This is a genomic window from Novosphingobium terrae (assembly GCF_017163935.1).
Lineage (GTDB): Bacteria > Pseudomonadota > Alphaproteobacteria > Sphingomonadales > Sphingomonadaceae > Novosphingobium > Novosphingobium terrae.
This window is the reverse complement of record NZ_JABVZR010000001.1, coordinates 221,760-235,706: the sequence shown is the minus strand read 5'-3', so window position 1 is coordinate 235,706 and position 13,947 is coordinate 221,760. Positions and strand designations below refer to the sequence as shown.

At 64.4% G+C, this 13,947-nt stretch carries 14 protein-coding genes; 6 read left to right on the top strand and 8 right to left on the bottom strand.

The window, feature by feature from the left end; all coding sequences use genetic code 11:
- Positions 1-78: 78 nt before the first annotated feature.
- On the top strand, positions 79-561 hold the full coding sequence (gene bfr, locus HGK27_RS01095) for a bacterioferritin (protein ID WP_068094391.1): 483 nt from the start codon (positions 79-81) through the stop codon (positions 559-561).
- Between the two features lie 328 nt (positions 562-889).
- Here the strand turns inward: bfr and HGK27_RS01090 are convergent, their stop codons facing one another.
- Positions 890-1,306 carry a gamma-glutamylcyclotransferase family protein gene (locus HGK27_RS01090; RefSeq protein ID WP_206238033.1) on the bottom strand — a complete coding sequence of 139 codons (417 nt, stop codon included), beginning with the start codon at positions 1,304-1,306 and terminating at the stop codon, positions 890-892.
- Between the two features lie 77 nt (positions 1,307-1,383).
- Between HGK27_RS01090 and HGK27_RS01085 the strand changes: the two genes are divergently transcribed.
- Positions 1,384-1,974, top strand: a complete 591-nt coding sequence (locus HGK27_RS01085) for a DUF805 domain-containing protein (RefSeq protein ID WP_206238031.1) — start codon at positions 1,384-1,386, stop codon at positions 1,972-1,974.
- Between the two features lie 9 nt (positions 1,975-1,983).
- On the opposite strand, the gene HGK27_RS01080 is transcribed toward HGK27_RS01085, so the two are convergent.
- The 6 genes from HGK27_RS01080 to HGK27_RS01055 form a co-directional block, all read right to left on the bottom strand.
- Positions 1,984-2,784, bottom strand: a complete 801-nt coding sequence (locus HGK27_RS01080) for an inositol monophosphatase family protein (protein ID WP_206238029.1) — start codon at positions 2,782-2,784, stop codon at positions 1,984-1,986.
- A gap of 24 nt (positions 2,785-2,808) precedes the next feature.
- The gene (locus HGK27_RS01075; RefSeq protein ID WP_206238028.1) at positions 2,809-3,471 is read right to left on the bottom strand and encodes a cyclase family protein; all 663 of its coding nucleotides are present in this window, start codon (positions 3,469-3,471) and stop codon (positions 2,809-2,811) included.
- Positions 3,472-3,482: 11 nt separating this feature from the next.
- Entirely contained in the window at positions 3,483-4,418 is a 936-nt protein-coding gene (locus tag HGK27_RS01070) for a ribose-phosphate pyrophosphokinase (RefSeq protein WP_206238026.1), read from the bottom strand.
- A gap of 192 nt (positions 4,419-4,610) precedes the next feature.
- The gene (gene glpX, locus HGK27_RS01065) at positions 4,611-5,591 is read right to left on the bottom strand and encodes a class II fructose-bisphosphatase (protein WP_206238024.1); all 981 of its coding nucleotides are present in this window, start codon (positions 5,589-5,591) and stop codon (positions 4,611-4,613) included.
- 219 nt (positions 5,592-5,810) lie between these two features.
- Complete coding sequence (locus HGK27_RS01060) at positions 5,811-7,169, bottom strand: homoserine dehydrogenase (RefSeq protein WP_206238022.1); 1,359 nt, start codon at positions 7,167-7,169, stop codon at positions 5,811-5,813.
- Between the two features lie 389 nt (positions 7,170-7,558).
- The gene (locus HGK27_RS01055) at positions 7,559-8,407 is read right to left on the bottom strand and encodes a hypothetical protein (protein WP_206238020.1); all 849 of its coding nucleotides are present in this window, start codon (positions 8,405-8,407) and stop codon (positions 7,559-7,561) included.
- Between the two features lie 382 nt (positions 8,408-8,789).
- Between HGK27_RS01055 and HGK27_RS01050 the strand changes: the two genes are divergently transcribed.
- The 4 genes from HGK27_RS01050 to HGK27_RS01035 all read left to right on the top strand — a co-directional run bounded on the left by HGK27_RS01050 (position 8,790) and on the right by HGK27_RS01035 (position 11,441).
- A complete protein-coding gene (locus HGK27_RS01050; RefSeq protein ID WP_322099004.1) occupies positions 8,790-9,431 on the top strand; it encodes an energy transducer TonB in 642 nt (213 codons plus the stop codon).
- An 84-nt stretch (positions 9,432-9,515) separates the two neighbouring features.
- Positions 9,516-10,283 (top strand): MotA/TolQ/ExbB proton channel family protein, encoded by a 768-nt coding sequence (locus tag HGK27_RS01045; RefSeq protein ID WP_206238016.1) that lies wholly within the window; start codon positions 9,516-9,518, stop codon positions 10,281-10,283.
- Positions 10,284-10,455: 172 nt separating this feature from the next.
- A complete protein-coding gene (locus HGK27_RS01040; protein ID WP_241126767.1) occupies positions 10,456-10,950 on the top strand; it encodes an ExbD/TolR family protein in 495 nt (164 codons plus the stop codon).
- A gap of 32 nt (positions 10,951-10,982) precedes the next feature.
- Positions 10,983-11,441 carry an ExbD/TolR family protein gene (locus tag HGK27_RS01035; RefSeq protein WP_206238013.1) on the top strand — a complete coding sequence of 153 codons (459 nt, stop codon included), beginning with the start codon at positions 10,983-10,985 and terminating at the stop codon, positions 11,439-11,441.
- A gap of 89 nt (positions 11,442-11,530) precedes the next feature.
- On the opposite strand, the gene HGK27_RS01030 is transcribed toward HGK27_RS01035, so the two are convergent.
- Positions 11,531-13,945 (bottom strand): ligase-associated DNA damage response DEXH box helicase, encoded by a 2,415-nt coding sequence (locus HGK27_RS01030; protein WP_206242666.1) that lies wholly within the window; start codon positions 13,943-13,945, stop codon positions 11,531-11,533.
- Between the last annotated feature and the right edge of the window lie 2 nt (positions 13,946-13,947).

The following is a 13,947-nucleotide window of genomic DNA, read 5'->3' as shown; positions in this document are numbered from 1 at the left end:
CTGCTGCTTGCCCTTCACGGTCAATGGGTTCATAGCCCCGGTCAACCCACCGCACCGCATTCCTGTTGGAGACACACCATGAAGGGTGACGAAAAGGTCATCGAATATCTGAACAAGGCGCTCTACAACGAGCTGACCGCGATCAATCAGTATTGGCTGCATTATCGCCTGTTCGATCACTGGGGCATCCACAAGCTGGCCCAGTTCGAGCGCCACGAATCGATCGACGAGATGAAGCACGCCGACCAGCTGGCCGACCGTATCCTCTTCCTCGACGGTCTCCCCAACTTCCAGCATCTGGGCCGCCTGCGCGTGGGCGAGAACACCGAGGAAATCATCAAGGCCGATCTGGCGCTTGAGATGGACGCGATTCCCCTGCTCAAGGAAGCGATCGAGTATTCGGAAAGCGTGCGCGACTTCATCAGCCGCGACCTGTTCCAGAAGATCCTCGAAAGCGAGGAAGAGCATGTCGACACGCTGGAAACCCAGCTGGACATGATCGCCAACATGGGCATCCAGAACTACATCCAGCTCAACAGCGAACCTGCTCAGGAAAGCTGAAGCCTGCATGCCGGTGTCGGGGTGCCAGACCTTTGACACCGGCAAGGCTTGAAAGGGAAGATGCGAGGGGGTTACCCCCTCGCGCTCCCATAACGTCTCCCGACGAGAAGATCGTGGCACCGCATCACCGTGCCCAAACTCTCCACCAGCACAACATAAAGGCGCCGCAGGCAGGAAGCCCCAGCGCCTTATCCATCCTTGAAAGCCTGCGGCGCGGCAAACTGAGCGTAAGGCCGAACCCGAAGCGCCCACGCAGACATTAAAGGGAGCGCGAGGGCGATGGCCCTCGCATTCACCTTCTTTACTCCGATCCCAGCCTCCACCTGCACTACGCGCCGCGATAGGCTTGCTCACCGCTCCGCGCGAGGAAAGCGGCAAAATCCCCATCCTCCAGCGCCACCGCGCCTTCGGGCAGCGCCTCCTGCCAGACATAGGCCTGCGCCGCTATCTCGCCTGATGCCACCCGGACCGTCACCGGCAAGCGCCGATAGGCCTCTCCCTCATAGCGGTCCATCGCCGCCAGCATCGCGGCATCGAAAGCAGCCAAGGGGCAATGCACCGTGCCCATCACCCTGCCCTCTCCCGGCACAAGCGCGGGATACCAACCCTGCGGATCGGGAAGGGCCCAGAGGCGCCCCTCAACCCATCCCTTCTCACCCGCCGACAAAGCGGCATGCCATTCCCGCGCCAGAGGATGGCCAAGCTCCGCCATCAGCGTGCCATAGAAAAACAGCCGGGACTCCATAGGCCATCCTCCCCCGCCCGCCCCTGCTTGACAAGAGTCAGCCCCCATCCCAACCACATGCGGTCAGGGGAAACAGCATGGCATTGTCTTTTATTCTGCGTGGCTTCCGTCGACTGCTGAGCCCCTCGGGGCGCGACACGGTCGAACAGTTCTGGCCCTTCGCGCTCACGGTCTTTCTCGGCACCACAGCCATTGGCATGGTGACCGCCATGGCGATGATGATGCCGGTGATGGCCAAACTCCAGACCTACGCGCTGGCCCATCCCGATCAGGCCGATGTCGTCACCGGCACGGGCGGCACGCAAATCACCTTCCACGGCCCGCTGCCGCCCGACATGGCCATCGACTTGAGCGGTTTTATGGGCCTGATCGCGGCGCAAGCCATCGTGACGATCCTGCTGCTGGCCGCCGCCGTGGCGCGGCGCCTGCATGACAGCGGCCGCTCCGGCCTGCTCGGGCTGGTGCCCGTGCTGCTGCTGATCAACGCTTTCCGCCTGATGGCGCCGACGTTCCAGCACTTCGGTGCAGCCTTCCCCGACGGCACTCAATTCCTGACGATGTTCGGCAGCAATCTGGCCTATCTGGCAGCGCTGGGCGGACTGATTTTTCTGCTCACCCGCCCCTCGCAGTCCGGGGCGAACCGCTATGGCCCGCCGCCGGCGATCTGACCGGCCCGATCAGTGGTGATGGCCGCCCATCAGCGCTTCCACCACATCGTCCTGCCGCGCCGGATCGCCCAGCGCCAGCACATGGCCGCTCGATCCGACATGGAGCGGATCGCCGTTCCAGTCGCACATCAGGCCGCCCGCGCCTTCCACCACCGGGACCAGAGCGGCCCAGTCATGCAGGTTGAGGTTCGCCTCGCAGACGATATCGAGATGGCCGCTCGCCAGCATGGCGTAATTGTAGCAGTCGCCGCCCATCACCATGCGGCGATAATCGGTCTTGCTGGCCAGCTGCATGAAATGGTCGCCATCATGCTGGCTGAAATAATGCGGGCCCGTGGTGGCAATGGTCGCATCGGCCAGACTGCGGCACGAACGCGTCTTCACCGGCTGGCCATTGAACAAGGTCGGCTTGCCCGAGGCGCCGACCCAGCGTTCACCGGCGATCGGCTGATCGATCACGCCCATCACCGGCCAGCCTTCGACCACCAGCGCGATCAGCGTGCCGAAGATCGCACGGCCCGCCAGAAAGCCGCTGGTGCCATCGATGGGGTCCAGCACCCAGCTGCGGCCCGAAGTGCCCTCATCCGTGCCGAACTCCTCGCCGATCACCGTGTCCTGCGGGCGCTCGGCCTTGAGGATGCGGCGCATGGCCTCCTCGGCGGCGCGGTCGGCCAGGGTTACCGGGCTGGCATCGGCCTTGCGCTCGGTGGCAACGCCGCTGCGGAAATGAGGGCGGATCGCCTCGCCTGCCGCCTCGGCCAGACGCTGGGCAAGGGCAATATCGTCATCGAGTCGAAGAATGGGGGGCATCAGAAAGCATCCTGCTCGTGAAAATCAGCCGATCACCGCATGGGCACGCACGGGGAAGGTCCCCATGCCCTTCACCCGGGGCGGCGGCGCGTTGAAGACAAAGCCTTCATCGGGCAGAGCGTCAAGCCCGGTCAGATGCTCGACGATGGGAATCCCCGCACGCAGCAAGATGCTATGGACGGGCCGTGCCTTCCCTGCGGTGTCATCGATGTTATGGGAATCCACGCCCACCAGCGCCACGCCGGAATCGCGCAGGAACGTGGCCGCCTCGCCGGTGAGGTAGGGATGGCCGGTGAGATAGGCCTCACTGCGCCAGTGCTTGTCCCACCCGGTGTGGACCAGCACGGCCTTGCCCTTCACATCCAGACCGGCGAAAGCCTCGGGCCCGATGGCGGGGCCTTCGTGGCGCACCACCAGCCCGGGCAGATTGGTCACCTGCTCCAACCCCACGCCGCACAGATCGGCGCCATCGGCCCAGCGGTGGAACGGCGTATCGAGATAGGTGCCGGTGTTGGCCGTCATATCGATCCGCCCGATCTGGAAGGTGGTGTCACCCTCATACAGACCCAGCGAGGCCTCACGCGCCAGAAAATCGCAGATCACCGGGCCGGGCACGCCCTTGTAGGTGACCATGCCTTCCTCAATCACATGGTTCAACTCAACCAGACGCTGCGTTGAACCATTCATGATTGTTTTCCTTAGTCAAACAGGCTGGAGACCGAACTTTCGTCAGCGATACGGCGCATCGCCTCGCCGATCAATGGGGCAATGGTCAGCACGCGGATGCGGTCGGTCTCGCGCGTGGCTTCGGTGGCGAGAATGGAGTCGGTGATCACCAGCTCCTTCAGCGCGGAATTGTTGACGCGGCTGACGGCGGCGCCGGTCAGCACGCCATGGCTGATGTAGGCCGTCACGCTGGCGGCGCCCGCGTCCATCAGCGCCTGAGCCGCGTTGCACAGCGTGCCGCCCGAATCGATGATGTCATCGATCATGATGCAGGTGCGGCCCTTCACATCGCCGATGATGTTCATCACTTCCGACTGGCCGGGCTTGTCACGGCGCTTGTCGACGATGGCCAGCGGCGCGTTGTTGAGGCGCTTGGCGAGAGCGCGGGCGCGCACCACGCCGCCCACGTCGGGCGAGACGACCATCAGCTCGCCATCGCCATAGCGGGCCTGAATGTCGGCGGCCATGGTGGGGGCGGCATAGAGATTGTCGGTGGGGATATCGAAGAAGCCCTGGATCTGCCCGGCGTGCAGATCGACGGCCAGCACGCGGTCAGCGCCCGCTGTGGTGATCAGGTTCGCCACCAGCTTGGCCGAGATCGGCGTGCGCGGCCCGGGCTTACGGTCCTGACGGGCATAGCCGAAGTAGGGCATCACGGCGGTGATCCGCTTGGCCGAGGCGCGGCGCAGCGCATCGATGCAGATCAGCAGCTCCATCAGATTGTCATTGGTGGGATAGCTGGTCGACTGGACGACGAAGACATCCTCGCCGCGCACATTCTCGTTGATCTCGACGAAGACCTCTTCGTCGGCGAAACGGCGCACGCTGGCGTTGGTCAACGGGATTTCGAGATAGGCGGCAATGGCGCGGGCCAGAGGCAGGTTGCTGTTGCCGGTCATGATCTTCATCGCGCGGAACCCTTTGTGTCCAGAACTCGCGCGGGTCCCTACCCCAGGAACCCGCGTGGGGGATGCTTTCGGCGCCCCCTTAGCCGAAGGTCATACGAATGCAACATCCGGCTTGAGCAAAAGCGCCGATCCGGGCCACTTCCACCACAGGGGTGGCAGACAGGACACGCCGGGCGCGCCCTGCCCGCATGCTCAGTCGTGCTTGCGATGCTCGCCCTTCACCCAGCGCACGGTGCCGCTGCTGGCGCGCATCACCACGCTCTCGGTGGTCATGATCCCGCCGCGACGGTGCTTCACGCCCGACAGCAGCGAGCCATCGGTGACGCCGGTGGCGGCGAAGATGCAGTCGCCCTTGGCCAGCTCTTCCAGCTGATAGATCTTGTTGAGGTCCTCGATGCCCCATTTGCGGGCACGGGCGCGCTCGTCATCGTTGCGGAACAGCAGGCGGCCGTTGAACTGCCCGCCGACGCAGCGCAAAGCCGCCGCCGCCAGCACGCCTTCAGGCGCGCCGCCGCTGCCCATATAGATGTCGATGCCGGTGTCCTCATCGGTGGTGGCGATCACGCCGGCCACATCGCCATCGGGGATCAGCTGGATGCCGCAGCCCAGGGCGCGCAGCTCCTCGATCAGCGCGGCATGGCGCGGACGGTCCAGCACGCAGACGATGATCTCTTCAGGCTTCACGCCCTTGGCCGCGGCCACCGCCTGCACATTCTCGGTGGGGGTCTTGTCGAGGCTGATGATGCCCTTGGGGTAGTTGGGGCCGACCGCCAGCTTGTCCATATAGACGTCCGGCGCGTTGAGCAGATTGCCCTCCTCGGCGCAGGCCAGCACGGCCAGAGCGTTGGGGCCGGCCTTGGCGGTGATGGTGGTGCCCTCCAGCGGATCGAGCGCGATGTCGATCTTGGGGCCCTCACCCTGAGCCGCGCCGACCTTCTCGCCGATGAAGAGCATCGGCGCCTCGTCGCGCTCGCCCTCACCGATCACCACGGTGCCGTCCATATAGAGTTCGTTGAGCGCGGCGCGCATCGCCTCCACGGCGGCGGCATCGGCGGCCTTTTCATCACCCCGGCCGATCAGCTTGGCGGCGGAGATCGCCGCCGCCTCGGTCACCCGCACCATTTCGAGCACAAGAACGCGGTCGAGAACCTTGCTGGCCGGAGTCGAGGTCATGTCTTGCAGAATCCTTTGCGATTGATGCCCTTGTAGGGCCATTTTCTTGACAGAATGGGCAGAAACCGCGCCCAAAACTGCTTTGAATACCTATGCGGCGCTCCGCTTAGCCACCAAAGCCCCACTTGTCGAGCCAATGCCGCATGGCGAAACCGGAGACGAAAAAGGGCGACTGAGGACATCCCTCAGCCGCCCCTTTGACGGGCCGATCGGCGCCGATCAGTCGTTCAGAATATGCAGCACCAGGGGCGGCTGGGTCAGGCTGGTCGAACCATCGAGCAGGGCCAGCGCCTTGCTCACCGCCGCTTCCGGCCCCTCATGGGTGACCATGGCGACCAGCACGCCATCTTCGCCAGCATGACCCTTCTGGATCAGGCTCTCGATGGAGACGCCCGCATCGCGCATGGCGGCGGCGATCTCGGCCAGCACGCCGGGGCGGTCGGCGACGATGAAGCGGATATAGCTGCGGCCCACGCGGTGGCCTGAAGGCGCAGGGGCCATCGCCTCAAGCTCGGCCACCGAGATCGAGAAGCTCATGTCGGCCTCAAAGCCGGTGTCCATGCCGCGCGCGATATCGATGATGTCAGCCACCACCGCGCTGGCGGTCGGGCCATCCCCCGCGCCAGCCCCCTGGAACAGCAGGCGGCCCGAGAAATTGCCCTCGACCACCACGGCGTTGGTGGCGCCATCGACATGGGCCAGCAGATTGTCACGCGGCACCAGATGGGGCTGCACGCGCTGGAACAGCCGCGCCTTGCCATCGGGTCCGGTGTCGCTCTCGGCCATGCCGATCAGGCGGATGATGTAACCCAGCGCCTCGGCCTCGGCGATATCCGCCGCCGAGATACGGCTGATCCCGCTGGTGTCCACCGAGGCGAAATCGATCTGCGACCCGAAAGCGATCGCCGAGAGGATCGAGAGCTTGTGCGCCGCATCCGTGCCCTCGATGTCGAAGGTCGGATCGGCCTCGGCATAGCCCTTGGCCTGAGCCTCGCTCAGCACATCGGCGAAGCTGCGGCCCGTGTCCTCCATGGTCGAGAGGATGTAATTGCAGGTGCCGTTGAGGATGCCATAGATCCGCTCGACCTTGTTGGCCGCCGCGCCCTCACGCAGGCCCTTGATGACCGGGATGCCGCCCGCCACCGCCGCCTCGAAACGCAGGGCCACGCCCTTGGCCTCGGCGGTGCGGGCCAGCTCCATGCCGTGATGCGCGATCATCGCCTTGTTGGCGGTGACCAGCGCCTTGCCATGCTGGATCGCATTGCGCGCCAGGGTCAGCGCCGGGCCATCCGAACCGCCCACCAGCTCGACCACCACATCGACATCCTCGCGGGCGGCCATGGCGGTCATATCGTCTTCCCAGGCAAAGCCCGAAAGATCGACACCGCGATCCTTGCCGCGATCCCGCGCGCTGATGGCGGTGATAATCACCGGCCTGCCCGCCCGCCGCGCAATCAGATCGGCATTGGTCTCCACCAGACGAATGACGCCCGCGCCCACCGTGCCAAGACCGGCCAGCGCAATGCGCAGCGGCAGACGACGAGTGGAAGCAACGGCAACATCAGGCAGGTCGGACATGGAATCCCCTTTGGTTTAAGGGGCTGGCCCTAATCGTGTGAGGCCGGGTTCGCAATGCTGTTGTTTCTTGAGAAGGGGGTAGAAAAGAAGTTAAGTTGCGAGAGGAGCGTCTTTGCTGGTCACATTTCTCAGGAGAAATGCTCCCGCCCCTCGCGCTCCCATTCCGCCTCCCGACGGACAGGCAGCAACACCCGACCAATGTGCCCAGCCTCTCCACAAGCACAACCCATGAGCGCCGCAGGCAGGTTCCTATAGGATTAGAGCTGCGCCGGGTTTTCAAGCCTGCGACGCAGCAATGTTGCCCCATTGCCGAACCCGAAGCGCCACGCAGACACTAAAGGGAGCGCGAGGGTGTAACACCCTCGCATTTACCCTGATTGTTAATCCTCTTAATGCGCCCGAGCCCGCTCACAGGGCCCCAGATCATGCAGCACGCTCTCGTAATCCAGAGCCGCCTGCACGCGATCATCATTGTTGTCCGACACATTCACCCCGCCCGGCAGAGCGCGCGGCAGACCGCAGGCCAGACGGAACCAGGGCAGCGTATCGGGCGCGGGCGGGCGACCGCGGGCATCGACCACCTCGGAGAAAGAGACGCTCCAGTTGGTGGGCTGGCCGGGCTTGTGCAGCACGGTGATCGTGGCGGGCTGGCTGTTGGCGGTGGAGAGGAAGAGCTGCGTTTCCCCCTCACCCACCAGATTGCCGGGCTCATAAAGCGCCTGGGTCACGCCGGTGATGCGCGGCGGGGCGTCGCTGGCGCCCAGCTCGCCCAGCAGCGAGCGCACGCGTGTGTCAAGGTCCTGACCCCAGACCAGCTGGGCATCGGGCGCGACCAGCTGCAGCTCATCCGAGCCGGCCTTGCCCCGAGCGAAGAGCAGCACCGAGAGCTTCTTGTAGGGCGGCAGCTTGCCCTTGGGGCCCAGCGGCACATCCGCCAAATAACGTATGACCATGCCGGGGGGAACCATGCCGCGCAGGGCCTGGGTGGCGGTGGCCTCCACATAGATGCGGCCCCATCCTTGGCGCACATCGGGGGCCCGCTCCGGCTTCAAAAGAACCGCATCGCGAATCTCGGCACGCAGCACCAGAGGGGCCGAATCGGCCAGATCCACCAGATCGGCGTAGTGCAGGGCGGGCGGTGCAGGAGGCGGCACGGCTACGGCATTTGCCCCATGCGGTTGAATCAGCGCCAAAACAACCGTTAAGGCGGTCAGCCCGGTCCACCGCGATATGCTCATGCAAAACAACTCCTGCTATATCAGGAAATTAGCGCCTTGCCCCCAGCCTAGCCCAGTGGGCAAGCGGCCAGCAAGAGCCGATCCTATATGAATTTTCTCTTAAGCCCATGCCCCAGCCGATTAAGGCGTTGCACGAGCCGACAGGGCCGGTTAAAGCACCGGTAATCAGGGGCCAACCGATAATAAGGCCCGATATATGTCGTGTCTGCCTTGTCGCAAGGCCGGCATAGCATTTCCGGAAACTTCCGGCAGGGTGGAAAAACAGTTTTTTGCCATGGGTTCACACAGGGACATTCAGCCCTGCGTGTGTTCATGGCTGCGCCGGGATATTCCCGGGGTTGTGATGGAGTGATGCGTCTGAATGGCCTACGCTGATCAACAGATGAGCGGTAATCGTATTACCGCGCTTGTCATCGTTGCCTTGATTCACGTCGCAATCGGCTATGCTCTGATCTCCGGTCTTGCCTACGAAGGTATCAAGGCCGTGGTGAAGAAAGTGACCACTGTGGACGTCAAGGAAGAGAAGAAACCGGAGCCGCCGCCGCCGCCTCCGAAGCAGGATACGCCGCCGCCGCCCATCGTGGCGCCGCCGCCGCCTGTGAACGTGAACGTGACGCCGCCTCCGATCCAGACCGTGGTGACCCCGCCGCCGCCGGCTCCGCCTGCGCCGCCGGTGATCACCGCTGCACCGCCGGCTCCGCCCGCACCGCCTGCCCCCAAGGGTCCGGCGACGCAGGCTCAGCCCAAGGGTGATCCCGGTTCGTGGGTGACGCCTGAGGATTATCCCTCGGGTCCGCTGCGCGAGGGCGCTCAGGGTGTGACCGGCTTCCGTGTCACCATCGACACGAGCGGCAAGGTCTCGGGTTGCGAGGTCACCAGCTCGAGCGGCAATGACCAGCTCGACAAGGCGACCTGCCAGTATGTGACGCGCCGTGCGCGTTTCAAGCCGGCAGCAGATCCCGACGGCCATCCCATGAACGGCAGCTATGCCAGCCGCGTGAAGTGGGTCGTCCCCAAGGACTGATTTCTTCTTCCCAACAAGGCAGGAGCCTTTCCCTGGCCCTGTCCGTCTGCACTAATCAATTTCTCGCTTGAGAGGACTACTCGCATGCTTACTCAGATCCTGGCCGCTGGCGACACCGCCCCCCAGAACAAGTTCGGCTTCATGGAAGCCATGCAGCAGGGCGGCGCCCTGTCGTGGACCATCGTGACCATTCTGGCCATTTTCTCGTTCGGTTCGTTCTTCATCCTGTTCACCAAGTGGAACGATCAGGCCAAGATTTTCCGTCAGATCAACGGTCTGGGCGCTTTCTGGAAGGCCCCCACCCTGAAGGACGGCGTTGCCAAGCTGGAAAAGAACAGCGCCGTGCGCGATCTGGTCGAAGCCGGTCTGACCGCTGAAGAGCAGCACTCGAAGCTGGTTGACGCCCTGGAAGCCCATGACTGGCTGCACGGTTCGCTGGCCCGCACCGAAGCCGGCATCAACGCCTATCTGGCTCGCGGCCTGCCCTTCCTCGCCACCGTGGGTTCGACCTCGCCTTTCGTGGGTCTGTTCGGTACCGTGGTCGGCATCTACCGCGCCCTGATCGCCATCGGCATCGCCGGTTCGGCCTCGATCGACAAGGTTGCCGGTCCCGTCGGTGAAGCTCTGATCATGACCGCCATCGGTCTGCTCGTGGCCGTTCCCGCCGTGCTGGCCTACAACTTCCTGATGAGCCGCAACAAGCGCATCGCCGAGCTGCTGTCGGGCTTCTCGAACGACATTCTGGCCTACATCAACTCGAAGGGCACCATCAAGCCGGCTGCTGCCGCTGCTGCTGCCCCCAAGGCTGCTCCGGCTCCTGCCGCTGCCAAGCCCGTCGCTCCCAAGGCCTAAGGCTGTATGCCTGCCGGAGCCTGGATAATCTGATCCCGGTTCCGGTCCGGGCGGGCGGGGGCGGCTGGCAGCATGCGGCCTCCCGCTCCTCCCCCCTCCCCTTCGGGGGCATGCAAAGATAGGATAAAATCTTATGGCAATGTCAGTAGGCGGCGGCGGCGAAGACAAGCCGATGTCCGAAATCAACACCACACCGTTGGTGGACGTCATGCTGGTGCTGCTGATCATCTTCCTGATCGCGGTTCCGGTCGCGATCCAGACGATCAAGAATCTTCACATCCCGATCATGGTTTCTTCGGAATCGAAGGACAAGGTCGAGAACCTGCTGCTCTCGGTGGCCACCACCGACAGCGCTGGTCGTAGCGCGGGCGATCCGGGCTATGAAGGTTCTTCTCGCGGTGGCGAGTGCCGCATCTATTTCAACAACATCATGCCGGTGGACGACGCCGAGCTGCGTGACCAGGCCTTCAAGCGTCTCGATGCCATCATCAAGCGCGAAGGCGGTCCCGAAGCCCTGAAGAACGAGCCCGACAAGATCCCGCAGGTTCACATCCGTGCCGACGTCAATGCGCCCTGGCGCTGCGTTGCCGGTGCGATCTACAACGTGCAGATCTCGGGTTACCCGACCGTCGGCTTCATCTCGACCCCGGTCGACCCCAACGGCTGACGCTTCGGCGTCCTCATCAGGAGTTAAAGCTTATGGCTATGTCAGCCGGAAGCGCCGAAGGCGAACCGATGAGCGAAATGAACACGACGCCGTTGATCGACGTCATGCTCGTGCTGCTTATCATGTTCATCATTACCATCCCGGTGGCCACCCATGCGGTGAACATCGATCTGCCCGGACCTCCGCCGCCCAACGCGGTGAAGCCCCCGGTCGACCCTGTGAAGAACAAGGTCGTGCTGACCGCCGATGATCACATCGTGTGGAACGGCACCCAGATCGATGAAAGCGTTCTGGCGGCCAACCTGCAGACCTCGACCCAGATGAACCCTGAGCCCGAGCTGCAGTACCAGCCCGATGCCCAGGCCGGTTACGACCTGGCAGCACACACGCTGAACATCATCAAGGCTTCGGGTGTCACCAAGTTCGGCTTTGTCGGTAACGAGCATTATGCTGCGTTCGGCAAGGCACCGGGTGCCCCCAAGGCTCAGTAAGCCTTAAGGCACTTGATGAACGGATTGAGGGGCGGAGAAATCCGCCCCTTTTTCTTTGGGTGAAAAGGGGAGGCCTTTACCCCCTGCTTTCAGGTCATGGCCACAGCGGCCAGTTCCTCGGCCTCCAGCAGCAGGGCATCGTCGGCGGCCCCGGCGGGCAAGCTCTCCCGCCCGATCATACAGAGCACCGGCACCGCCAGCGGCGAGACCTGTTCCAGCACCTTATGCACCAGCCCCTGCTGCGCCCGCACCAGCGTATCGGCGACGCGGGCCACATCGGTCATCCGCGCGCGGGCATCGGCCCAGGCGGCATCGAGCAGCAGATGGTCGGGCTCATAGCGGCGCAGCACATCATAGATGAGATCGGTCGAGAAGCTGACCTGCCGTCCGCTCTTGCGGGTCCCGGGGATCTGGCGCTCGATCAGCCCGGCGATCACCGCCACCTCGCGAAAGGCGCGGCGCAGCAGATAGGAATCCTGCACCCATGCCACAAACTCATCGGTGAGGATTTCCGGCGAGAGCAGCGCTGCCGGATCGGTGATGGGTTTCAGCCCCCACACCGCCAGCGCATAATCATTCGCGACAAAGCCCAGCGGGGAGAGCCCCTGTGTGGTCATGCGGCGGGTCAGCAGCATGCCGATCGACTGGTTCGCGGGCCAGCCGTCAAACGTGTAGAACACGCTGTAGAAGCGCCCGCGATGGGGGAAGCTTTCCACCAGCAGGCTGGCGGGCTCGGGCAGGCGTGATTTGCGCTGCTGCACCTCCAGCCATTGGCGGACATCATCGGGAAACTCGCGCCAACGGGCGGGCTCATGCAGCAGCGCTTGCACCCGCTCGGCCAGATGGCTGCTGATCGGGATGCGCGCGCCCATATAGCTGGGGATCGCCCCGGCCTTGCGCGAAGCACGCACCACCAGAGCGCCATCGGCCAGCCCCTCCACCTCAAGATCAAGGCCGGCGAACCGGAAGGTGCTGCCGGGGCCAAGCTGGGCGGCAAACTCCTCCTCCACCCGGCCCAGCGCCTTGCCGTTGCGGAAACGCACCTCGATCATCTCGGCGTCGACGATGATCCCGGCGTTCAGCCGGTGCCGCCCGGCCATATCGGGGTGAGACAGGCGAAACCAGCCGGGCCGCCCCTCGGGCACGATGCGGCGGAAGCGGTCATAGGCGGTCAGCGCATAGCCGCCATGGCCGATGAAATGGAGTACCCGCTCCCACTCGGCCTCGCCCACCCAGCCATAGGGTTCGGCCTGATGGATTTCGGTCAGCAGGGCGGCGGCCTCGAAAGGTCCGGCGCAGGCGATGTTCATCACATGCTGCGCCAGCACATCCAGAGCCCCGGCGCGGAACGGTTCACCATCCCGCTCACCTGCCGCCACCGCATCGCGCGCGGCCATGGCTTCGAGAAATTCGAAACGATTGCCCGGCACGAGCAGGGCGCGGCTCGGCTCATCCAGCCGGTGGTTGGCGCGGCCCACCCTTTGCAACAGCCGCGAAGAACCCTTGGGCGCACCCATCTGGATCACCAGATCGACATCGCCCCAATCCACCCCCAGATCGAGGCTGGCGGTACAGACCAGCCCGCGCAGACGCCCCTGCGCCATGGCCTCCTCCACCTTGGCGCGGGCCTCTCGCCCCAGCGAGCCGTGGTGGATGCCGATGGGCAGGTTTTCCTCATTCACATCCCAGAGCAGCTGGAAGATGTATTCGGCCAGAAAGCGCGTGTTGGTGAAGATCAGCGTGGTGCGATGAGCGCGGATCGCCGCCATGATCTGCGGCACAGCCCAGGCGGCGGCATGGCCGCTCCAGGGGATGCGGGCACCATCGGGGAGCATCACCTCGACCTGCGCCGGGGCGCCGGGATCGCCCAGCACCAGCGTCACATCCTCGCGAAGGCCGCCGGGGGCCAGCCAGCCGCGATAGGCCTCAGGATCAGCCAGCGTTGCGGAAAGCCCCACACGCCGCATCTCCGGCGCCAGAGACTGTATCCGCGCCAGAGTCAGCGCCAAGAGATCGCCGCGCTTGCCCTGGGCGAAGGCGTGGATCTCATCGACCACGACCCGCTTCACGGTGGAGAACAGCGCAGCGCTTTCGGGATAGGAGATCAGCAGCGCCAGCGATTCCGGGGTGGTCAGCAGCACATGGGGCGGATTGCTGCGCTGCTTCGCCTTGCGCTCTGAAGATGTATCCCCGCTGCGGGTTTCGATCCGCAGGTCCAGCCCCAGATCCGCGACCGGCATCATCAGCCCGCGCCGCACATCCTGCGCCAAAGCCTTCAGCGGGGACACATAGATGGTGTGTAGCCCCTCCCCGATCCGGCCTTCAACGGCATCGGCCAGCGTGGGCAGGAAACCGGCCAAAGTCTTGCCCGATCCCGTGTCGGCCATCAGCAATGCATGAGACCCGCTGCGCGCCGCCGCCAACATCTCAAGCTGATGGCGCCGCACCTGCCACCCACGCCCGGCAAACCATGCCACCAGCGCTTCGGGCAGATCCGTCGGCAGGC